17 protein-coding genes are annotated in these 21,641 nt (G+C 59.0%); 4 read left to right on the plus strand and 13 right to left on the minus strand.

Annotation, left to right across the window (positions count from 1 at the left end; translation table 11 throughout):
* The 3 genes from K359_RS51880 to K359_RS0113970 all read left to right on the plus strand — a co-directional run.
* On the plus strand, positions 1-219 hold a 219-nt coding region (locus tag K359_RS51880), incomplete at its 5' end, for a transposase domain-containing protein (protein ID WP_029082166.1).
* 76 nt (positions 220-295) lie between these two features.
* Positions 296-472: a hypothetical protein gene (locus K359_RS64360; RefSeq protein WP_245284598.1), complete on the plus strand. Its 177-nt coding sequence runs from the start codon at positions 296-298 to the stop codon at positions 470-472.
* Entirely contained in the window at positions 469-1,023 is a 555-nt protein-coding gene (locus K359_RS0113970) for a hypothetical protein (protein WP_029079909.1), read from the plus strand. The genes K359_RS64360 and K359_RS0113970 overlap by 4 nt, the downstream gene beginning before the upstream one ends.
* Before the next feature lie 305 nt (positions 1,024-1,328).
* Here the strand turns inward: K359_RS0113970 and K359_RS51885 are convergent, their stop codons facing one another.
* From K359_RS51885 to rfbA, 13 genes are all read right to left on the minus strand, one after another.
* Positions 1,329-1,919: an HAD family hydrolase gene (locus tag K359_RS51885; RefSeq protein WP_371261154.1), complete on the minus strand. Its 591-nt coding sequence runs from the start codon at positions 1,917-1,919 to the stop codon at positions 1,329-1,331.
* Between the two features lie 649 nt (positions 1,920-2,568).
* On the minus strand, positions 2,569-5,463 hold the full coding sequence (locus K359_RS0113980) for a glycosyltransferase family 4 protein (protein ID WP_198031146.1): 2,895 nt from the start codon (positions 5,461-5,463) through the stop codon (positions 2,569-2,571).
* 95 nt (positions 5,464-5,558) lie between these two features.
* Positions 5,559-7,133 carry an ABC transporter ATP-binding protein gene (locus tag K359_RS57235; RefSeq protein ID WP_198031147.1) on the minus strand — a complete coding sequence of 525 codons (1,575 nt, stop codon included), beginning with the start codon at positions 7,131-7,133 and terminating at the stop codon, positions 5,559-5,561.
* Positions 7,078-7,860 carry an ABC transporter permease gene (locus K359_RS0113990; protein WP_029079911.1) on the minus strand — a complete coding sequence of 261 codons (783 nt, stop codon included), beginning with the start codon at positions 7,858-7,860 and terminating at the stop codon, positions 7,078-7,080. Before K359_RS0113990 ends, K359_RS57235 begins: the two co-directional genes overlap by 56 nt.
* A 180-nt stretch (positions 7,861-8,040) precedes the next feature.
* Complete coding sequence (locus tag K359_RS57240; RefSeq protein ID WP_156928492.1) at positions 8,041-8,961, minus strand: class I SAM-dependent methyltransferase; 921 nt, start codon at positions 8,959-8,961, stop codon at positions 8,041-8,043.
* A 218-nt stretch (positions 8,962-9,179) separates the two neighbouring features.
* Positions 9,180-11,093 (minus strand): asparagine synthase (glutamine-hydrolyzing), encoded by a 1,914-nt coding sequence (asnB, locus tag K359_RS51900; RefSeq protein ID WP_051346121.1) that lies wholly within the window; start codon positions 11,091-11,093, stop codon positions 9,180-9,182.
* Between the two features lie 48 nt (positions 11,094-11,141).
* Complete coding sequence (locus tag K359_RS0114005) at positions 11,142-13,772, minus strand: glycosyltransferase (RefSeq protein ID WP_084518384.1); 2,631 nt, start codon at positions 13,770-13,772, stop codon at positions 11,142-11,144.
* A 221-nt stretch (positions 13,773-13,993) separates the two neighbouring features.
* The gene (locus K359_RS0114010) at positions 13,994-15,091 is read right to left on the minus strand and encodes a DegT/DnrJ/EryC1/StrS aminotransferase family protein (RefSeq protein ID WP_029079914.1); all 1,098 of its coding nucleotides are present in this window, start codon (positions 15,089-15,091) and stop codon (positions 13,994-13,996) included.
* 10 nt (positions 15,092-15,101) lie between these two features.
* Positions 15,102-15,569 (minus strand): acyltransferase, encoded by a 468-nt coding sequence (locus K359_RS0114015; protein ID WP_029079915.1) that lies wholly within the window; start codon positions 15,567-15,569, stop codon positions 15,102-15,104.
* Complete coding sequence (locus K359_RS0114020; RefSeq protein ID WP_029079916.1) at positions 15,566-16,627, minus strand: Gfo/Idh/MocA family protein; 1,062 nt, start codon at positions 16,625-16,627, stop codon at positions 15,566-15,568. The genes K359_RS0114015 and K359_RS0114020 overlap by 4 nt, the downstream gene beginning before the upstream one ends.
* A gap of 224 nt (positions 16,628-16,851) precedes the next feature.
* Positions 16,852-17,682, minus strand: coding sequence for a class I SAM-dependent methyltransferase (locus tag K359_RS0114025; protein ID WP_029079917.1), 831 nt, complete (start codon positions 17,680-17,682; stop codon positions 16,852-16,854).
* Positions 17,683-17,977: 295 nt separating this feature from the next.
* Positions 17,978-19,033, minus strand: a complete 1,056-nt coding sequence (gene rfbB / locus K359_RS0114030; RefSeq protein ID WP_029079918.1) for a dTDP-glucose 4,6-dehydratase — start codon at positions 19,031-19,033, stop codon at positions 17,978-17,980.
* A 14-nt stretch (positions 19,034-19,047) separates the two neighbouring features.
* Positions 19,048-19,938 (minus strand): glucose-1-phosphate thymidylyltransferase RfbA, encoded by an 891-nt coding sequence (gene rfbA, locus K359_RS0114035; RefSeq protein ID WP_029079919.1) that lies wholly within the window; start codon positions 19,936-19,938, stop codon positions 19,048-19,050.
* Between the two features lie 287 nt (positions 19,939-20,225).
* Here rfbA and K359_RS51905 point away from each other — a divergent pair, with 287 nt between their 5' ends.
* Positions 20,226-21,581, plus strand: coding sequence for a hypothetical protein (locus K359_RS51905; RefSeq protein WP_051346123.1), 1,356 nt, complete (start codon positions 20,226-20,228; stop codon positions 21,579-21,581).
* Positions 21,582-21,641: the final 60 nt, after the last annotated feature.

Genomic DNA, 21,641 nt, shown 5'->3' on the forward strand with positions numbered 1-21,641 from the left:
TGGACCTTCGCCGGCAGCCAGCGCGGCGCCGACCGTGCCGCCATCATGCTGACGATGATCACGACCTGTCGCCTCAACGACGTCGATCCCAAGGCCTGGCTCGCCGACGTCCTGGCCCGTATCGCCGATCATCCCGCATCGCGTCTGCACGAGCTCTTGCCCTGGGAATGGAAGCTCCTGCGCCAGGCCGACAAGCCAGCCAATCAGCAGGCCGCCTGACCTTCACCCTTCACCCAATGCCATCATAGACCTCGCCGTGCCCGCGCGCATGCGTCAATCAGGCGGCCTCCGTCGTATGCGTACCCAAGATCTGCACCGCCATGGCAACGAAAAGGCCTGGTGGGCCGACATGCAGATTGCGCCGCTGCCACTGGCCAAAGAGCTTTGGCAGGCGAGCCCCATCCAGGAAATCCGCACCGCGCCGCTTGACAACGGTGCCCGCCCCGTCGGCCGGGAGGCCGCCGCGTCATGAACGGGCCTGTCCCCGCCGCCCGGCAGCTGGCGGTCGCAGCGCTGCCGCTGGAGCTTGAGGCCCTAATGCCCGCGCCGCTGTTACTGCCCGGCGAGAGCCTCGAGGCCTATCATGTGCTGCAGCAGGCCGTCTTCGCTGACATCGCGCCGCGATCCGCCCTCGAATGGCTGCTCGCCATCGATATTGCGGAGCTCTCATGGGAGATCCGCCGCTACCGACTGCTGCGCCACGCGCTGCTGGAGGATCACCGCCAACACGCGATTGAGGCCGCGCTGCGCCGTATCGACCTCGCGGGCATTGCACCGGAGTTCACCGACCACGCCACGTCCCACCTCCGTCAAAACGCCCTCAGCTGGCGGTCGGATCGCACCGCCGCGCACGACATCGAGGCTCGCCTGGCGACTTACGGATTTGATCAGCAAGCGTTGAATCTCGAGGTCTTCATCCAAACCAGCGAAATCTTCTTGATGTTCGAGGGGCTGCTGATTGCGGCCCAGAAGCGCCGAACGCTCTTGCTCAAGGACATCGATCGCGGTCGGAACAGTCGATAGGCTATCGCAGAACCAGAACGCCCACCAAGTCGGGCGCAATGAGAGCGAAGTCGATCCGTCTTCGTCAAGCGACCTGCAGCTAAACGCAAGTCCAAGGTAGCGCTCGACGCTCTCCTACAAGCAAGCATTGATTCCTTAACCAATGCGCCTGGCCACCATTCAACGTTTGATAGTTTTAGCTTTTGTTTACTACCGGTGAACGCTGTTGACATCTTAGAAATGGACGCGCCACCGCGATTACCCACCGGCGCGGCATTTCCGAAATCGCTGCAGGAGGATATGAAATCGCGCAGCGTCGAGGCCTATCAGGCCTTCGGCGCCGATCTCGCCTTGAGCAGAGGCTTCAAGAACAGCTCCAGATTAGGGCCTGAAAACAAATAGGCCTTCAAACCTGCGGCGCTGGCCGCCTGGAGGTCGCTGGGCTGATCTCCGACGAGGAAACTCCGTTCGACATCCACCGGAAAGCGTTCCAGGAGGTCATTGATCATGCCCGGTCCGGGTTTGCGGCGATCACTGACGTGTCGGTATTGCTCCACAGTCCCTTCTGGATGAAACGGGCAGTACTCGAAGGCGTCGATATATGCGTCGATCTTGGCAAGCTCGCCCGCCATCCAGCCGTGGAGTTTCTGGACATGCGCCTCCTCGTAAAGACCTCTCGCGACGCCTGATTGGTTGGTAATGACAAACGCAAAATAGCCCAGATCATTGACAGCCTTGACCGCTTCGCGAGCGCCGTCGATCCAAACTAGCTTGCTGCTCTCGAACAGATAGCCGATGTCCCTGTTGAGGACGCCATCCCGATCGAAGAAGATCGCGGGTCTTCTTGGCCGGCTAACAAGAGAGCTGTTCATCGGGCTTGGGGCATTTGTTCGATTGAAGGCGGCTTCCCTCTGCATTCAATCGCACAATGCGCCACGCTGCAATACGAGAAAGCTCACCTCCTCCAGTCGGACGGGGATCACTAGTTTCTCGCGCCAACCCGAAACCTGCCTCCATGCTTGTAAGCGGGACGCGCAAAGCGACACTGTCCGGTGTGAATCTTTGTGGAGAGTTCGCGGCTATACTCGACCGCCATCACCCTCTTGACGTTCTTTACGACACTTGAGAGCACGCTACCGTCGTTGTCGAACCGCTCGGCACAATACGCGATCTTGACGCCGGCCTGCTTGCAAACGAGCTCGTCGTGTGCGCTTTCGTGGGTATCCTGAAAGCGCCCTCATCGGCTCACGTCGTAGACTAAGATGTGACCGAAATCGGCTTTCCCTATCTGCAGGTTCTATGAGCTTGATAAAACCGGTCCGTTCCTCAACTGGAGACCGCTCTCACCTTCATAGCGATAGGTCTCGACAAGTGTCGGGTTGTGGGCGTGCGCACATGTCGCGATCACGGCAGCATGGTTCTCCGCCAAACTCGCGCCTTTGCGTACAACAAGCGAGTTGGCCATGGCCCGGGATCCGGATTGGGTCCCTTCACGGGTAGCCTAGGTCAAGCCATGCCGGAGTGACCGGCAAATCAACACGCCACCATACTAGCTGGGCTTACCTCTCACTTATGACTCAAGAGCCGCCCAACGAAACGGCGAGCGGATAGTGGCAGCAGTTTCCGCGCTAGCCTTCGGGCAAGGTCATTTCGGGGGGGATCCCATCGTTCAGCCTCCCAATGTCCTACCTGAGTTCTCAGATCGTCGATGGTGCGCTGCAAATCCTGTATCTGGCCGGTGTAGACGTCCGCTATGCGCTTGATCTCGTCCGGATAAACTTGGTTCAGGCGATCGATCTCCAATTGCAAGGGCTGGAGATCCGTTGGAAACAACGGCAAAACACTGCCCAGTTGCGATGAGTTGCGCGTCATCGCGCCAGCCCGACGAAGAGCTTCTACGTCGAAGGCGGAGGCTTGCCGCTCACTCCTGTCTGCCCATTGCAAAATGGTATTCACCAGCTGCCCACTCTGGGCCTCCCAGTTAAATTGCCGCCGGAAGTAGTCCAGCGCTCGCACGGACATGGCTTCCAGAGTCGGACGATCCTCAGCCAACTTGTCCAAGGCGGTTGCCAGAACATCGGGTTTCGTAAAATCGATGCTGAGCCCTAAGCCATTGCCCACCACCACCTGCTTCACAAATTCAAGGTCGTTGCAGACGATGGGTAAGCCGGCAGCCAGATATTGTGAGAGTTTGTTCGGAGAGCAGAACTTGTTATTTATGTTGCTGGGAAGGTAGGGAATAATCCCCACATGCGACTGGGATGCGGCAGGGATCAGCTCATCCTCAGCCAGGCTGGGCGCAAATTGAATACGATCCGTGTTGGCTCCCCGCGACGCAACTCGGACCCTCAACTCGTCTTTGTAACTGCCGTCCGGGCCACGCAACTTTAGCCTAATTTTCCCAGTCGTCCGCGCAAATGCATCTGTGAGTTCTTCGAGTCCTCGCCCCGGCGCAAAGATACCTTGGTACAGGTATTCAATGATCTCATCATTGAATTTGGTCGTCTTTTCCGGCAACGCCTGACTCAATGGGACACAATTCGGCACTGAAACGAAGTTCGTGCCATATGTATCAGACATGAGGGTGGCCAGATGTGGGGACACAGTGCTGCGAAGGTCAGCACTTGCAGCCAAGCCCCTGTCGATCGATGCCCAGAACTCACATTCCCAATGTCGGAAAGCCTGAATCGCATAAGGCCAGTATTCATGCGCGTCGTACACGAGCCGCGCCCCACTTTCTTCAGCCAGAACAGTGGCGGCTGGAAGCGTGTCAAGATCGCAGGCTATGACAACATCTCCGGGCCCGAGCGCTCTTCCAGCTTGAATCAAAGCGCCATTCACCCTCAAGAAATGCTGGCAGATGTGACGGAACCGATTCAAATCTGCCGCAGACGCATCAATTGCGCCGAATGCGGTTCCGAGTATTGATGCTGGCAAGGTCGCGGCAAGATATATGCTCCGGAGCGCGTCAATTCCCGGAGACCGGCGCGCACTCAAGATTTCTCCTTGCAACCACGTCCAGTCATGGCGTCGATCGTCCACGCTCACGCGCAGCAATCTACCATCGACCCTCTCGATCAAAGGTGAAGCACCTTCCATCGCGTAGGCGGCTAACTCGCAGACATCGAACTTCGCCTGCAACGATGCCGACAGCCACTGCACTCGCGGATCGAGCGTTACCCGATGGGGCACGAGTAGCACCGCCTTCGGCCTGCAGACATCTGGCGTTCTCGCCTGGACTGCTTCAGCCTTTCTCGCCGCCCGCTTCTTCAGACCCTTCGAGGTCAAGCAGGTTTCCAACATATTGTCGAAGCGATCCACAAAATGCAGATATGTGTTGCGAGGGTTGGCAATGATGTCCTCATACGCGCGCTCGGCCATTTGAGCCTGAGCTCGCTCGTCCTTGATAAATTCGAACATCGCCTGCGCATTGCTAAGGTCGCGCTCGAGAGGGAAGTAATGTATTCCCGCATGGAAAAGGTCAGAATAATCACCCCGATAGAGGATCTGTGCGGCGCCGGCAGCCGCCGCCTCGAAATGACGGGGCGACACCTGGGCATAGTGCACATTGCCTTCATACTTATGCAAGAACGCAGCATGCGCCTCGTAGTAAAACGCTTCTGACCACCGGTCGCCGTTCGCACTGGTCTCTTCGAAATTGCGGCACCACGCCGCCACGTTGCCGTCGAAATCGAAAAGATTGGCGCCGGATTCCGTGCCGATCACAATTCGCGACTCTTGCAGGAAGGATACCCAATCATTGCCGGACAGCCTGTCTTCCCAACGGCAAGAAATGCTGGAGTGAATGTCGGGCTCTTTGTCGAACAGTCGACTTAGGTCATAAGCAATCTTGCGCTTGTCAAAACCCAGCTGCCCGAATTCAAGCGGCTGAAGCGAGCCGCGATAGGTGGCATCGAAGGTTCTTGCCGAAAGTGGCGGGCGCTTCCATTGAAGCATCGCCGAAGATACGTATCCGGTCAAAGCATGAAGAACAGTCACGCCCCCGATCACTGCACGCGGGTAGACCCGATCAACCTCACCAGGCGGCACACAACTTATGATAGCGTCGAACGATTTGGCTCGCAAAAATTCGGGGAACCGTCCGGTGCGAACTTGCTCATCCTGTTTCATCAGGACTTTGACACCGTCATATTCAGAGAAGCCGCGGGCCAGCTCTGAATCAAGGCTAAATGCGTTGTCCGGATTGTAGGACACAGTGCAGTGGATCAGCACCGCATCATAATCATCCAGGTTGACGCTCTGCGGCAGTGTGAAATAGGGGCCGCGCGTCGGCCAAAGATTCACGACTTCAAGATCGTAGCGACTGTGCTGCTGCCAGAATGCGATGTTCTCGATAATCGCGCCTGTGCCGTGCGGTTCAAAATATGCAATGAACAGTACCCGCCCGGCCTTGGCAATCGCGCGCCGGCCCAGGCGAGGCCTTGGAAATTCCGGCCCCACGTGCATCTCCTATTCCGTTGGATCCTGCGGCGCCAGGCATTCATTCTAAGCAATTGCTCTGATGAATAAAGAACAAATGCGTGTGGCGTGCGCGTTCAGGCCTGTTCGTCACTCGATGGGCTATTGTCCGGAGCAGGCAGTTCTACCGCCGAAAAATGCCATTCGCTCGTGTGAAAGAATTCCGCGCTCGCATTGGCGTAGCTGTCGGGAAGCTCCACTGTGATTGTAAAACTTCGACTTAAGAGGTCGTAGCGCTTTGCATGTCCGGCGGCCTCGATCGTTGTCTTTCCAAGTATCGAGATGCCAACCGTGTAAATGCCTGGCCCAAGCTGATTGGGGTTAAGGATCATTTCTATTCGGCGGCCGTCCCCCGGCTTTGCATCGAATCGATCGGGCGGCGCGAAGAGGCGGGACATGGCGCGGCCTTGAAGATCATGAATTGCGAGCCCATACGTGCAGTCGAATTCGCCGGCCTCCTCGACCTCAAGGAAGACTGTGAACTTCGCCGGCTGCAGCGAAGTAATACGATCTGTCTGCCCCCTTGGGCCGCTCACGTTGAACCCAACAATTTTCAAGCCTCCCTCGGATTCCCATCGCGAGATCCCGCCAGGTGCAGCGAAAGATAGCTTCCTTGCCATCTCGGCGGGTACCACCGGCAAGCTCACCTGCTGCATATGAGGCGTAAAATACGGAATCTGCCTGTACTGTGGGGCAAGCAGGGCGCTGGCAGGATCGGTGAGACCGTCGGCGAAGGGTGGCGAAGGTTCGGTTGCCCGGAGCGCTGCCGTAGATTCCTTCAGCCCGCCGTCCGCCATGACTTTGCGTCGGGTTGCAGACGGGTCGCCACTACCAGGCATCGCACCATACACGGCCTCTTCATAGGCCTTCACGACTTCCAGAGCACTCCCGACCTTCGCAATCCGGCCACCCTCGAGCCAGATAGCTTCGTCACACAGCTCCAAGATCTGTCCCATCGCATGCGAGACGAGCAGGAGCGTGCAACCACTTTTGATTATCTGATCGACACGTTGTTTTGACTTGGCGAGGAAATAGGCATCACCCGCTCCCAACACTTCATCGACAATCAGAATATCTGGCCGGATTGCTGTCGCTGTCGCAAACATCAGACGCGACTGCATGCCGCTTGAATAAGTCTTGAACGGTTGATCCAGGAAGGCGCCCAGCTCACAAAAATCAACAACGTCATCGAACGCCGCCTGGGTGTCGGCATTGGACAGCCCATTGTATTGCAATGAAGCTTGAATGTTCTCCCGCCCTGTATAATCGGGATGAAAGCCTTGCCCCATGGTCATCAGGGCCTGGATCGAGCCATTGACTTCCATAGTGCCGGTGGTGGGACGAAAATTGCTGGAGATCAGGCGAAGCAGTGTCGTCTTGCCCGCGCCATTGCGACCAATAATGCCCATCCGTCGTCCACGGCCGAGAGTGAAGGACACATCGTCCAAGGCTCGGAATTCGGTGATAGTCTGCTTGCGCTCGGCGAATCTTGAAAGACCAAGGGCCTCGAGCAGTTGATCCTTCGGTCCGGCCCCCAGGCGATAAACCTTCGTGACATGATCGAAGCGAATGGCGGGTAGTTGGGATTTGGACATGTCAAGCAAAGTCAACAAAGGCAAAGCGGGCTCGACGGAAGAACGCCAGACCAGCAAAAAAAGTACCTAGTCCCAGCACAGCGGCACCTGTCATCGCGAAGGCCGTCGGCCAGGTTCCGAGCGCCAGAGGCGCCTGCAGACACAGGACGAAATAGCTCAACGGATTGAACCAAATGATGAACTTCAATTGCGCCGGAACCATTTCCGGGGTGTAGGCCATGGGACTGAGAACCATGAGCGCCATATTTACGATTCCGATCCCCTGTTGGATGTCGCGCGCAACCAGCGCAACGAGCGAAAAAATCCAAACCAATCCCATCACGAACATGATCAGTAGTATCCAAGTAACGGGCACGACAAGCAGCGCGATCGGCGAAGCCGATGACAGCAGGATCGCGGCCACACTTGTGATTGCCAGTGCCGCAAGGGATGGAATTTGGCTTGCCAGGACAGAACGAGGCGGCAGCAACACCGCGGGAAACACCGTATTCATGAGCAATGTACGGTGCGCGATGATAATCCCCAGCCCCGATGACAAGCTTTCCGAGAACATCAAGATTGGCGCAAGGCCGCTCATCACCAGAACCGTATATGTTGCTGGTGTTATGTTTGGCGCGCGTACCTGGAATATGAGGACATAGATCGTGGCATAAAAAGCCAGCATGGCAGCCGGATACAGGACCGCCCAAGCAGAACCCAAGGCCGAACCCGCATAGCGTTGACGCACGTCGTGCCGAACGGCATGGAACAGCCGCGGCCCATAAATTTCAAACCAGCGCATCATTTTCAATCGTCCGCTTTACGGAGAGCGACGTCCTCTTGCGCAACGGCAAGGTCCAAGCACTCGCTTCGGCGACGCCGTCTTAGGCGTTCGCACTTCTGGCAGCAAGCATTGACTCGCGAGAACGAATGTCAAAACACGCTCGGGGGATACTTCCCCATACGAAGCAAAGGGCATCGTCTGTCACCGCGCGCTCAGCGGCTTGCGGAAAACGGAAGTCAGTTCGACGGGTCGCAAGATATGGTGAAATAACTTCCGGGCCAGATCGGGATGGCGGTCGCGCAGAAAGACAAGATCCCGCGATAGCCGATCCTGGTCGTAGTGCCTCAAGCTCCGCAGGCCATCCAGCTCTGGCACTTGCGCTTCTTCGCTGTTCAGTATGTCCTGAACAGGTCCGGTCCCTTCCGGGATACATAGTTTTAAGTTGTCGAAGCTGTTCAGCAGCCAACCGCTAAACCGGTGCGCGATATATTCATAGCCCCAGATTCTTTGAAACAGCAGCCGCAACCCACTTAGGCTGAACCCGCGAACGTGAACATAATCGTAGACCGACTCGGAAGGCAGATAGGAGTCCAGGCGCTCCTCGTTTGGTACATCCACGATGATGTAACCGCCTGGCTTCAGCATCCGGTCAATCTGCTGCATGGCCCTATCAAGCTGCAACACGTGTTCCAATACGTCCACCGTCACGATCGCATCGAAGAATGACGACTCGAAGGGTGCATTTTCAATCCGTGACAAACACAGGTTGGGAACCAGCTTCTTGCACTCCTGCAAGTAAGGCATGGCGATATCCAAGCCGTAACGCTCATATTCTGTGAGCGTAGCCATCAGGCCGCCAAGCCCGATGCCAACGTCAAGAAGGCGCGAGCCTGGCGCAACATGAGCCCTGACAAGATCTTGGACAGACTGGATAGTCTCCTGAATCTGCTTCTCGCTCATGAAGGGATTCGAGCCGGTTCGGCGCAAGCCTTCCAGGTGATCGGACGCGATCCGGTCATAGTTCTCGATATAGGCGTCGTTCTCCTCAAAGACCGGAATGTCATTTTCGATCTTCAGGTAAGGACGCTCGAATCGCATTGTTCCGTGATGAAAACCCGCCACGTATAGTCCTCTGCAAGTTCTGTTGTTTCGTCGCTACGCTCATGCCTTGAGCGGGTGCTCAAAGCCCCCCAACCATCCGACGCTCCAGCGCCGCGCTACTTGCCATGTCCCACATTGCCACCGCTCCCGATAGACACGTCGCAGCACCCTGGCCGCCCGACTTTCATTGGTCGCAGAGCGGGGTATGCCTAGCACAGGCCCCCGGCATTGTCAGCGGTTCAGAGGCTTACCGCGAAGCGCTCGCCCCACTGGCCAAGGCTCACGATGCGCCAGGGTGCGAAATCGAAAGGCCGTCGGCCGTCCAGAGAGTCACGCACCAGGGCACGGGTCTCATCGGGATCCATCAGACCTGGAAAGCGCCGCAGCGTAGCCTCGACGCCGTCGATCACCGGCTCTCGCAGGATGCCCTTGAACCAGATTTCCTCAGGCGTCGCAAAGCCCAACTTGTCGTGCCGGTCAGTAATTTTGTCGGGCAGAATGCGGCGCATCGCTCGCCGAAGGACCTTCTTGGTAGTGCCGCGGACCATCTTATGCTGGTCCCCCAGCGACAGGGAGAATTCGATCAGGGGATGATCGACGAAAGGCACCCGCGCCTCGATGGAATGGGCCATGGAATTGCGATCCTCCCAGTGCAGCAGCAACTGGAGATTGGATGCATAGGCTGTTGCAAAGCAAAAGCTCTTGATGTCATGCGGGACTTCCAATCCGAACGGGGCCACCGCAGTGGCCATGGCGCTGGTAGGATTGCCGGCCGAGGCCACAATATCGGTGTCCAACCAGCCATAATGGCGCGCCACTGGCCCTGTTGGTGGGGCGGCGGGAATGCGCCGACGCAGTCGTTCGGACAGGAGTGGGCGCACGAACTGGTCGAACTGCTGGCGCAGCGGGGTGCGATGCTTACGACGACGATCCCAGATCACGGCCAGCAATTCCCCAATCTGGCGATCCTTCGACAGCCGGTCGAGGTAATAGTAATAACAGCCGTGATAGCCCGCGAGCTGCTCGTCCGCACCTTGCCCGTCGAGCATCACCTTTAGTCCGGCGCGCTTGGCCTCCTCGAAGACGCACCATTGGGCGAAGATCGATGTCGAGCCAAAGGGCTCGTCCTGATGCCATGCAATGTCCGAGGCGCGGGCAAAAACCTCTTCAACGCGCGGGTAGATGAAATGCGGTTGGGTGGCCGCATGGCGCACCACCTCATCCATGAAAGGCTTTTCATCGACAGACTTTTCGCCGTAGCAAGCCGAGACCGTCTCAACCTTGGGTCCACCCTTGCGCGAGCCGAGCATGTCGCTCATCAGACAAACGATGGAGGAAGAATCGAGTCCTCCCGACAGGCAAGAGCCGAGCGGCACATCCGAGCGTAGATGGGTCGAAACCGCATCAGTTAGCAGCGCCTTGAAACGCTTCGCCGCTTCACCCTCGTCAATAGAAATCGTCGCGGTCGAATAGGCATACCAGGCCCGGATAACGGGGCTGCGGCGGATTGATGCGGTTGATGCGTCAAGCATCGCGCATTCGCCGCCGCGCAACTGGCGGATGCCGGCGAACATGGTCTCGGATGTATGATCGGCCATGCCCGTCAAGAGAAAATCATGCACGCGGGCAAAATTGACGCTCCGGGCAATGTGGCGCAGCTCCAGCAATTGCTTGATCTCGGACGCGAAGGCGACGCCCTGCGCCGTCTCCACCCAGTAGAGTGGCTTGATGCCGAACCGGTCGCGCGCGGCGATGAGGCGTTTTTCGACATTGTCCCAGAGAACGAAGGCGAACATGCCGCGCAACTTGGGAAGAGCCGTTGCCTCGCCCCAGACAATTAGCGCCTGAAGCAGCACCTCACTGTCGCTCTCCGTCGAGAAATGCGCGCCTGCCGAGCGCAACTCCTCGCGCAATTCGCGATAATTATAAATTTCGCCATTGAAGGTGAGATGCCAGCGTCCGGTCGCATCCGCCATGGGCTGGAGTGCATGATCGGACAGATCGATGATTGCCAGCCGGCGATGGCCGAGCGCCACAGGGCCGCGCGAGCTCTCATAGGTTTCCCAGCCGGATCCGTCAGGCCCGCGATGGGCGACAATGTCGATAGCCCTGCGTTGCGGCTCGAAGCCGATTGAAGCAAATATGCCGCACATGTGAAGAACCTGCCTTGGAGGCCGACGGGCAAGGGCCGAGCGTGGTTACTACTGGCCGCGCAGAGCGCGCATCCGTTCGATCAGCCGCAATCGCACGGACGCAGGTACTGCTTGCCACATGGCCTGAGCCCCGCGATACCAGAACGGCTGCCGCGGGCTCTCGACGATCTGCTGAACCGCCGCGCCCATACCCTTCAAATCGGCAGCCACGGCCTCAAGAGCCGTCATCACCTTCTCGATCTGCGCCTCCGTCGCGGGAGGCGGCGTCGGAAATAGCTGCGCGCCCGCCGGCAGCAGATGATTGTAGATCTGGTCCTGGGTGAAAACATCTGGCGGGATTACTTGATCGAGGATCGCGCGCAGGCTGCCCTTGCGTTGGGCAATCTGCATCTGCTGGCCCGCGGCCACCGCAAAAATCGGAAGCGTGACAAGCGTCGCCCGCTTGCGCCCTCGAGCGCGCTTTTGAAGGTAATCGTCAACGTCGTCGACGACTCTCCTAAGGCTATGGCGCCCCGAAGCAATGATGTCTTCATAGGCCTGTTGGGTCATTGTAGAGATAACAGCATCATCCTTGATCTTTTCGAATATGTCCTCGGCATTCGAGAGATCGCTCTTGAGAGCAAGATAGTGACGACCCGGCGTCAAAACGTCCCCATATTTGCCTTCGAATAACACCAGCGCTGTGCGTGTCGAAATGGCATCAAAAATCTCGGATGGGACCTCATTCAAGCGGATCGGCTCATCCTGTTGTAACAGGAAGCGCTGAGCGAATTCGGTATGTGACATCGCTTGATGTTGGCTGGCAAGGTCCTCCAAGGCACCGCTGTCATCTAACGGCAACGATATGGGGGGGGCCACGAAAATAGCCCGGCTGGAGCCAAGAAGTTGATACCACTCACTGGCCGGAGTGCCGGAGCCATACTCAGCGAAATCCACGATTAGGCCGCACTCGACGGCTAACCTTTCAGTTTCCTGTGCAGCCCATTTTGCTTCGTATCCCGACCTGCCGGCCAGCAAAGGCGGGTTGCTCCACCGGCTGCACAGCGAAATCCCACGTTCGGCAGTCCGGCGCACATAGTGGCCCGCGCTCGATTCGGTCGCAGGAGCGTCTCGCATCGGTAGAAAATCGACGATCCCGAAGCGGTCCGGCGGATAGACGCGTGCGATGCTTGGCTCGGGAACGCGAGTAAAAACGCAGTCAATGCTCATGCGCTCGATCGAGCGGCGCAGCCGTTCCGTATTTTTGAGCTCTTTGCCCGAAAGGAGGAGTTTTGGACCATCATAGATCTCAATGGACGCGGCAATATCATGCCCCAAATGCTGTGGAGCCGAAAGGTCGATGCTGTCATGGATGATCACTGCATCGAACATCCGCAGGTCGATCGGTTCAAATGTCGGCCCCCAAGTCGCCGTGCCACTCATGAAATGCATTCGGCAGGACGAATGCAAAGAGAAGGCGTCGAGACTGGATCGCACACTAGATAGGTGAGCGGATCTCTCATCATAAAAGACAAGGATATTGAGCCGCGGCCGCCGCCCTTCCATCGTGCGCATGGTTGTTTCCATGCGCGACAGTAGCTGCTCAAAACACTCGTCATAGGAAACGCGCCTCGCATGCGCGAGTCGCTTGTTGATCATTTCCGGATCGGCGCGCGAGGCAGCCCGCTCGCGCATGGCAGCCTCAAAGGCGGCAGAACCACCGGCAATTGCAAACATTTCCGGGTGCTTCTGCAATTCTTCTATGGGCACGCTGACAACTGGAAGGCCGCAAGCCAAATATTCATAGGCCTTGAGAGGCAACGACCGCCATATGTAATCAGCCCGTTCAAAGGGGATCAGGCCGACACGCGCGCCGCGGGCAGCGTCGGCAATCGCTTGCGGTTCAAGCACACCAAGATAACGGACATTGGGCCTGCCGCTGAGAGTCTGCCACCCCGGCGGAGCATGAGCGATCTGGCCGCAGAATTCGAACGTCCAATCCGGCATGCGTTCCGTGAGCTCAATCAAGAGATCATAGTCAATCCGGCCATTGAGATTTCCCTGGAAGATCGCGATATTCGGAGCGTCCTCGCTGGGGGCGTCGAAAGCCGCACCGCTTGCTTGCCAGAAGCTGAAATCGCAGCCATTACGCAGGACAATCATGTCTCCGCTATATTGACCATTCACACGAAAATTGTCTGCGACACCGTCGGAAACGGCGACGACAAGGTCGCACTGTGCGATTATTCTGCGGATTGCTTCAATCAGTTCGACACCGCGTAACGATTTGGCCAGCGGCCCGTTCTGCCCGAGATAGTCCTCCGTTGCATGGAAGATGCGCATTGGTGCACCGGAGAGCGCGACGAGGCGCTCGAAATTGGGATTGTAGATCCACATCAGTGGATTGCGGACGCCGCGCGTGCGCAGGAAGGCCTGAATGGCCTTGGCGCGGGAATCGCTGTCCTGCGAGGCCACATGCACCACTTCGATGTTGTGGCCCGAAACTTTCTCGCTGGAGATTTCCTGAACAAAGCTGTCGGCTTGCACGAAATAGACGGGCAGATGCCGAGCGAAGCGGGTCGCATAATGGAAGCGGTTCGAGCGCGGCTCAAGATGCCAATCCGACCAGGTCAACATCACGACAGCGTCGCACCATGCGGGAAACATGGTGGGGGGGGCGGCGATCGCTGGTTCAGACATGAGCTAGAAACCTCAACATATCCCGTTGCTAGTTCCCTTGTGTCCGCGTTCGGGACATTTGAGAGACGGTAGCCCCCAGGGACTTGGCTACGTGACGATATTCGTCGGCGCTAATCCGACAGGAGCGCCGTGGGGTCTGTGGTGGTTGCAGAGATGCGGGAACGATCTAGCTCGCTAACTCGCTATCGCGCGGCGCTCGCGAAAAAGTCAAGGCTGCGCCGCTACAATCGGCGAACGAGATTGATCACCTCGTCCTGCTGCTGGCGCGTGATCTCGGCGAAGATCGGCAGCGAGAGGATCTGGCCCTGGTCGCGATGGGCATTCGGGAATTGCTCCGGCCGGTGATTGAACCGCGCATAGGCCGGCAGGAATGGCAGCGCGGTGGGATAGTTGATCGCGGTCTGCACGCCATTGGCGTTGAGATGGGCGGCAAGCGCGTCGCGGCGCGGATGCCTGATCGTGTAGAGGTGGTAGACATGGCTGCGCGCCGGCGCGACCTCGGGCACCACGACGTCCTCGATCTGGTTGAGGCCGGCATCGTAGACCTCGGCAGCGGCCTGACGGGCCTCGGTCCACGCCTCGAGATGCGGCAGCTTGGCCGAAAGAATCGCGGCCTGCATGCCGTCGAGCCGGCTGTTGATACCCTCGACATGGTGCTGGTGCTTCACCAGTCCGCCATGACGCGCGAGCATCGCCATCTGCTCCGCGAGCGCCGCATCGTTGGTGACGACCGCGCCCGCATCGCCCATTGCGCCGAGATTCTTGCCGGGATAGAACGAATAGGTCGCGGCCTCGCCGAACGTTCCGACCATGCGGCCCTTGTAGCGCGCGAGATGGGCCTGGGCGCAGTCCTCGATCACCCAGAGCTTGTGCTTCTGCGCGATCGCCATGATGGCGTCCATATCCGCCGGCTGACCGTACAGATGCACCGGGATGATGCCGACGGTGCGCGGCGTGATCGCGGCCTCGATCGCGGCCGGATCGATCGTGAACGTCGCGTCATCGGTGTCGCAGAACACGACCGTTGCGCCGGAATGGGTTATCATCGCCGCGGTCGATATCCACGAATGCGCCGTCGTGATCACCTCGTCGCCGGGCTTTACCGTTAGCGCGCGGATCGCGAGGTAAAGCGCATCGGTGCCGTTGGCGCAGGATACGCAATGGGCGACCTCGGCAGCCGCGGCAAACTCACGCTCGAAGCGGTCGACATAGTTGCCGCGTATAAAGGCGTTGTCGCGGATGACGTCGGCGATCGCCGCATCGATCTCGTCCTTAATGGACTGGTATTGCAGTTGCAGATCGGCATACGGCACCGGCATCGGATATCCCCTATTGGCTCGCCAGCAGCCGGCGCGCCGGATTGCCGGCATAGGTGCCGGGCGTCGTGATGTCCTTGGTCACCACCGATCCTGCGCCGATGACGACGTCATCGGCGATCCGGACCGGCATGATCGTGGCATTGGAGCCGATCGACACCCGGTTGCCGATCACCGTCTCGCGCCACAGCTCTTTGCGTCCGCGCGCAGGGCCGCCGGTTGCGAACGTGTCGTTGACGAACATCACACCGTGCCCGACGAAGCAGTCCTCGCCGATCGTGACGAGTTCGCAGACGAAGGCATGCGATTGCACGCGGGTGCGCGCTCCGACCACCACACCCTTCTGGATTTCGGTGAAGGGACCGACGAAGCAGTCGTCACCGAGCGTGCAGCCATAAAGGTTGCAGGGCTCGACGATCTTGACGCGTTCGCCGAACGCGACATCGCGCACGCTGGCCTGATGCACTTCCGGCCGGTTCACGAAACGACACCCAACCGGCTCAAGCGCGGCGTGAAGCGCAGCGCCACTTCCTCGCCGGTCTCGATCGACTCATAGAGCGCCGAGATCAGCTCCAGGCTCTTGCGGCCCTCGAGCCCGTCGACCAGCGCGGCGCGCTGGTTTTCCAGGCAATCGACCACATGGTGATAGTAGGCCTGATGGCCGAAGCCGTACACGTTCGGCGGGTTGACCGAGAACTTCTCCACGACGTCCTTGTCCGACGGCAGCTCATCGACAAAGCGCCAGTGCCGGATCTGGTTGACCGCGAAACCGGAAATCTCGACGGTGCCCTTCTCGCCCAGGATCGACAGCGACCCCTCGAGATCGGTCGGACGCGCCGCCGTGGTCGCCTCGATGATCCCGAGCGCGCCGTTGCGGAACTTCAGCGTTGCGACAGCCGTGTCCTCGGTTTCGATCTTGGCCAGCGCCGTCGCCGCGCGGGCATGCACGCTCACCACATCGCCGAAGAACCACTCCAGCATATCGACATGGTGGCTCGCCTGGTTGGTCAGCACGCCGCCGTCATAGGCCCAGGTGCCGCGCCATTGGTCCTGATCGTAATAGGCCTGGTCACGGCACCAGCGCACCCGGACCGTCCCCAGGATGAGCTTGCCGAAGCGGCCGGCATCGAGCGCCTCGCGCGCCTTGACCACCGGCACGTTGAAGCGGTTCTGCTTGACGATGAACATCTTGACACCAGCCTGATCGCAGGCCCGGATCATGTCGTCGGCGTCCTGCAGCCGCAGCGCCATCGGCTTCTCGACCACAACATGCTTGCCGGCCCTGGCACAGGCGATGACATGCGCGGGATGCAGCCCGCTCGGCGTCAGCACAGCGACAGCGTCGATATCCTTGCGGCCCAAGAATTCGTCCATGTCGTCATGGGCCGCAACCCCGAACTTCGCGGCAACCGCATCGGCGCGGGCACGAACCGGATCGCAGACTGCAACCAGGCTTGCTCCCTCGATGTGATTGCCACCCAGGAGATCGGAATGACGCTTGGCGATACGCCCGCACCCGAGCAGGCCAAATCTGATCATGCAACAGGCCCTGTCTTGTCTCGCGGCCGACCGTTGCAGCCAGCCGAACAGCCGAGGGAACAAGCGGCCTTGCAAGCCGCACGGTAACGTCCATTACCCAGAAAACTTGGGATTAGGCAAGGCGTATGGGCCGATCCAGCGGCACGGCCCGCGGCGTCATGCTTCGAGCCTGCCATAACCGATAGGCCGCGAAATGTGCGGGCCAAAAACAGCAAGTAGCGATCTCACGCGCCCGACTTGTTGCAGCTCCAATAAATGTCCAGTCCGCAATACCGCGGGATCGGCGAGGCAAGGAGTTGGGGACGCTTCCAGAGCTTAAATGGCCGTTCCTGATCGGCGTTCTCCGGGACCGCCTGAAAATTCGAGTATCCCGCGCAGATCTTCCGCAACGACCTGGCCGAGATGAATTCGGTCGCCGGCGCCAGCGAACCGTCCTGCGTTTTATCGTAGGCGGCGGTTTCACCGTCGCGGAAGGTTCCGCGATAGCCGCCGAGTTCACGCAGCATATAGCGAAGCGCGCGTTTCGGCTCGAGCACGAACTGCCGGTAGGAGTAGGCATAGTAGACCATGCCGACGAGGCGTCCGCCTGGCACCAGAAGCCGGCGGCAGGCCGCAATTGCAGCGGCGAGGTTGCCGGTATGATGCAGACAACCAATCGCGACAACCGCGTCGAACGAATTGTCGGGAAGCGAGTTGCTGAGAATGCTGCCTTGAACGGCCCTGCCGTTCAGCCCGCTCTGCTTGATCCGGTGATTGACCATCGTGACCGGATTCGCCGCGATATCGAGGCCAGTGAAGTCGGCGCCACTCTCCGCGATCTTCTGCGAGACGCTGCCGTAACCGAGCCCGATCTCGAGCACGCGCTTGCCGCGCATCGCCTTCCAGTCGATGTATTTCTCGAGATACGGATAGAAGTGGAAATAATTCTCGTCGTAGCGCCGCAACGACTCCATCGAGGAATCGGTGATGCCCCACGCGCGGGCTGCCGCTGAGCCGCACAGTTCGTCCCAGAACGCCGCATTGGCGGCGTCGATCGCCTGTTGAGTGTCAGTCATAGCGGCCCTTACCTGCTTCAGCCAAATAGTGTGTTTCGACGCATCCGACGCCGAATATCCGGTATTGCTCGTCCTGCCAACATCTGATTCGGCCCCGATTTCTGCTTCAATTTCGCTGTCGGCAGACCGACTGCGTGCCGCGAGCGGGCCAATCCCGTCAGCGCAGCGACAGTCGCAATTCAGCCGGAACAACCGGCGCGACGACCTCGGTCTCCGCTCTCGCCAGGGAACGTCTGAGGCGCTTCAGGAGCCGCCAAGCATCAACCAAAGCCCCGCGGGCCTGGAAGGGCGTCGGCTATCCCAACCGCTGGGCCTGGTATCCTCGCCGAAGAATCTCTTCCCACCAGGGCTTGTTATCAAGGTACCAATATACCGTCTTCCTGATGCCAGCCTCAAAGCTCTCCTGCGGGCTCCAGCCGAGTTCTCGTTCGATCTTGGACGGGTCGATGGCGTAGCGGCGATCGTGACCGGGGCGGTCCCTCACGAACGAGATCAGGCGCTTGTGCGCGCCGGTCTCGGCCCCCTTGGCCTCATCGAGCAGCGTACAGAGCAGTTCCACGACCTCGAGATTGGTGCGTTCGCTCCTGCCGCCGATATTGTAGGTCTCCCCCACGTTCCCGTGGTGAAGAATACGGATCAGCGCCTCCGCATGGTCCTCGACATACAGCCAGTCACGGATGTGCTGACCATCACCGTAGACAGGTAGCGCCTCATCGGCCAATCCCCTGATGATCATGTGAGGGATCAGCTTCTCAGGAAATTGATAGGGTCCGTAGTTGTTGGAACAATTTGTCACCACGGTCGGCAGTTCGTAGGTCTCGTACCACGCACGCACGAGATGATCGGAAGCGGCCTTGCTGGCAGAATAAGGTGAGTTTGGCGCATACGGGCTTGTTTCCACGAAATGGCCATCCGCACCCAGCGTGCCAAACACCTCGTCCGTCGAGACATGAACGAGCCGGAACGCGTCGCGCTCCGCGGGCTCCAAGGCCCGCCAGTAACGCAGGGACTCCTGCAGCAGCGTGAAGGTGCCGACAACATTGGTCTGGATGAAATCGCTGGGCGCGTCGATCGAGCGATCGACATGGCTTTCCGCAGCAAGATGCATCACGGCCCGAGGCCGGTAGAGATCGAACAGACTGCGCAAGCCCGGACTGTCGCAGATATCCGTTCTCGAGAGAGCATAGCGTTCGCTGCTTAACTCCGACGGAATCGAGTGAAGGCTGGACGCGTACGTCATCTTGTCGACATTGATGATCGAGGCGTCAGTGCAATTCAGCAACCGCCGAACAACGGCAGAGCCAATGAAGCCGGCTCCTCCGGTGACAAAGATCGTTGCTTTGTTAGGCACCACTGGCGCCGACCTCAGTGCGACCGCTTCGAATTGGCAAAGCTATCATAGATCGACAAAAGATACTCGCCATAGCTGCTCTTCGCATTCCGCTCCGCAACGCTGCGAAAGGCGTCAAGGGAGATGTAGCCGAGCCTCAGCGCGATCTCTTCCGGACACGCGATCCGCAGGCCCTGGCGCTGCTCGAGGACCTGCACGAAATGACTGGCCTCGACCAGGGAGGCATGGGTCCCGGTGTCCAGCCACGCGAAGCCGCGCCCCAAAATCTCGACATGCAGTTCACCGCGCTCCATGTAGGCGCGATTGACGTCGGTGATCTCGAGTTCGCCTCTCGTCGAGGGCTTGATGGAGGACGCAATCTCGAGCACGTCATTGTCGTAGAAGTATAGGCCCGTCACGGCGAGATTGGATTTCGGCAGACGCGGCTTTTCCTCGATCGAAATCGCCCGTCCATCCCCATCGAGTTGGACCACACCGTAGTCCTGGGGACGCTTGGTGACATAACCAAAGATAGTCGCTCCCGAAGCTCGCGCGCTGGCGCGGTTCAATATCTCCGGCAACCCATGACCGAAGAACAAATTGTCGCCGAGGACCAGGGCGACGTTGTCCTTGCCAACGAAATCACGCCCGACAATGAAGGCATCGGCCAGCCCCCGAGGTTGGTCCTGGCCTGCGTATTCCAGCTTGAGACCGAAGTCCGAGCCGTCACCCAGCAACCGGCGAAACAACGGCTGATCCTGGGGTGTGGAGATAATCAGAATCTCCCTGATGCCACTCAGCATCAAGGTCGAGAGCGGGTAATAGATCATGGGCTTGTCGAAAATCGGCAAGAGCTGCTTCGACACGACAATCGTCACCGGGTAAAGCCGAGACCCGGTGCCACCAGCAAGAATGATACCCTTCATCCAATCCCGCCTGTGCAATTATCCAGACAGTGTACCAGAGGCCGTCGGTTCGGCAAACGCGCGGCACGATTCCAGCGGGCGGCATTCACGCCATTGGGCAGGAACAATGGAATAAAATACAAGCATATTCTTGTCGTCTTATCGGCGCCGTGTCATGTCCCTAGGCCCAAGTCACTAGGCCCAGGACGGTGCCATCGTCTGGCGATCGTGGGGGCCCAGTCGGCCTGGCGCGATGACCAGCAAATGGAACAGTCCAAACGTACAGCCCGATACGGCGGTGAGCGAGAATGAACGATCGGATCACTCAGCTAGAGCTTGGTTGGCTCCAGGCCAAACTTGCCCTGCTCGCCTATGCCCACATCGTGGTGTGTTGCGTTTCGCTCTACTTCATCACGGCCGTCGATACGTTTCCGGGTGTCACCGGTATCGACCAGACGCACGTCACAGCTGCCATCCTGAATGTGCTGGCGCTCAGCCCCGTCGTCATCCTGTTCGCGATCGTACGCTTCAGCTTTGGCTATCTCGTCGGCTTCTACTTCTACATGATGATCCTGGGATATCTCTGGCTGATCGAATTTTCGCTACTTGATTACGATCACCGCCTGGCACTTGTCTCGATCGTGCTTTCAGGATTTGCATTCCTTGCCCCTGCATTGTTCATCACCGCGCCTGTGCGGCAGGCGATCGTCATGCCGGCACGCGCCTTTCACATGATGCCTTCCGTCATCCTGATCGCCTCGGCCGCAATCGTCGGCATCGGCGCTCTGTACCACCTCAAGCTGGTGGATCTCTCCGAGATGTACAAATATCGCGCGGAGATCGAGTTTCCCGGCTTCCTTCGATACGCAACCTCGATCGCCTCGAACGCCCTGTTGCCTTTCGCCTTCGCGTGCTTCGTCGTCAGCAAGCGGAACTGGCAGGCAGCGATCACTCTGGTCCTGATGGTTCTGTTCTACCCGATCATGCTGACCAAGATGGCGCTGTTCGCTCCGTTCTGGCTGCTGCTTCTCGCGCTCATCTGCAAACTGGCCGAGGTGCGACTTACGACGATCCTCTCGCTATTCCTGCCTGTCTTCGTCGGCGTTGCCGTGGTCTTTCTGGTCAAGACCGGCGTGATTCCGTTCAGACCCGGGATGGTCTATTTCGGCACCGTCAACAACAGGATGATCGCAATCCCGTCGCTCGCCCTCGAGGTCTACAACAACTACTTCTCAGCCCATCCGCTGACCCATTTCTGCCAGATCAACGTCGTGAAGCTCGTGGCTGCATGCGCCTACGACGAACCGATATGGGCCGTCATGGCCAAGGCCTACGATCTCGGCGCCTTCAATGCCTCGCTGTTCGCCACCGAGGGAATCGCGTCGGTCGGCCTCGTGCTCGCGCCGCTGTCCGCGCTCGGTTGCGGCCTGATCATCGCGCTTGGCAATCGCCTGTCGGCAGGCCTGCCCCCGCGACTTGTGCTGCTATCCGCCGGGGTCCTGCCGCACGTTCTGCTCAATGTACCGCTTTCGACGGCCTTGCTGACCAACGGCACCGGCCTGCTTTTTCTGCTCTGGTACGTTACGCCGCGGTCGGCCTTCGAGCAGACGGCAGCGTCAACGACCGCGCCGGGCGGACAGTTACAAGGCGCAAGCGCCGGCTAGCGCGCCGCTTTCGAACCCGTCTCACCCGAAAGGGCACGGGGTGGGCGAGATAGCCGGCGC

The sequence above is a fragment of the Bradyrhizobium sp. th-b2 genome (genome assembly GCF_000426785.1).
GTDB classification, from domain to species: domain Bacteria; phylum Pseudomonadota; class Alphaproteobacteria; order Rhizobiales; family Xanthobacteraceae; genus Bradyrhizobium; species Bradyrhizobium septentrionale.

Bases quoted from the DNA above. Each gene is read 5' to 3' on its own strand.
- K359_RS64360 (WP_245284598.1), top strand. From the start codon at position 296: ATGCGTACCCAAGATCTGCACCGCCATGGCAACGAAAAGGCCTGGTGG.
- K359_RS0113970 (WP_029079909.1), top strand. From the start codon at position 469: ATGAACGGGCCTGTCCCCGCCGCCCGGCAGCTGGCGGTCGCAGCGCTG.
- K359_RS51885 (WP_371261154.1), bottom strand. From the start codon at position 1,919: ATGCAGAGGGAAGCCGCCTTCAATCGAACAAATGCCCCAAGCCCGATG.
- K359_RS0113990 (WP_029079911.1), bottom strand. From the start codon at position 7,860: ATGATGCGCTGGTTTGAAATTTATGGGCCGCGGCTGTTCCATGCCGTT.
- asnB (WP_051346121.1), bottom strand. From the start codon at position 11,093: ATGTGCGGCATATTTGCTTCAATCGGCTTCGAGCCGCAACGCAGGGCT.
- K359_RS0114005 (WP_084518384.1), bottom strand. From the start codon at position 13,772: ATGTCTGAACCAGCGATCGCCGCCCCCCCCACCATGTTTCCCGCATGG.
- K359_RS0114010 (WP_029079914.1), bottom strand. From the start codon at position 15,091: ATGCCGGTGCCGTATGCCGATCTGCAACTGCAATACCAGTCCATTAAG.
- K359_RS0114020 (WP_029079916.1), bottom strand. From the start codon at position 16,627: ATGATCAGATTTGGCCTGCTCGGGTGCGGGCGTATCGCCAAGCGTCAT.
- K359_RS0114025 (WP_029079917.1), bottom strand. From the start codon at position 17,682: ATGACTGACACTCAACAGGCGATCGACGCCGCCAATGCGGCGTTCTGG.
- rfbA (WP_029079919.1), bottom strand. From the start codon at position 19,938: ATGAAGGGTATCATTCTTGCTGGTGGCACCGGGTCTCGGCTTTACCCG.
- K359_RS51905 (WP_051346123.1), top strand. From the start codon at position 20,226: ATGAACGATCGGATCACTCAGCTAGAGCTTGGTTGGCTCCAGGCCAAA.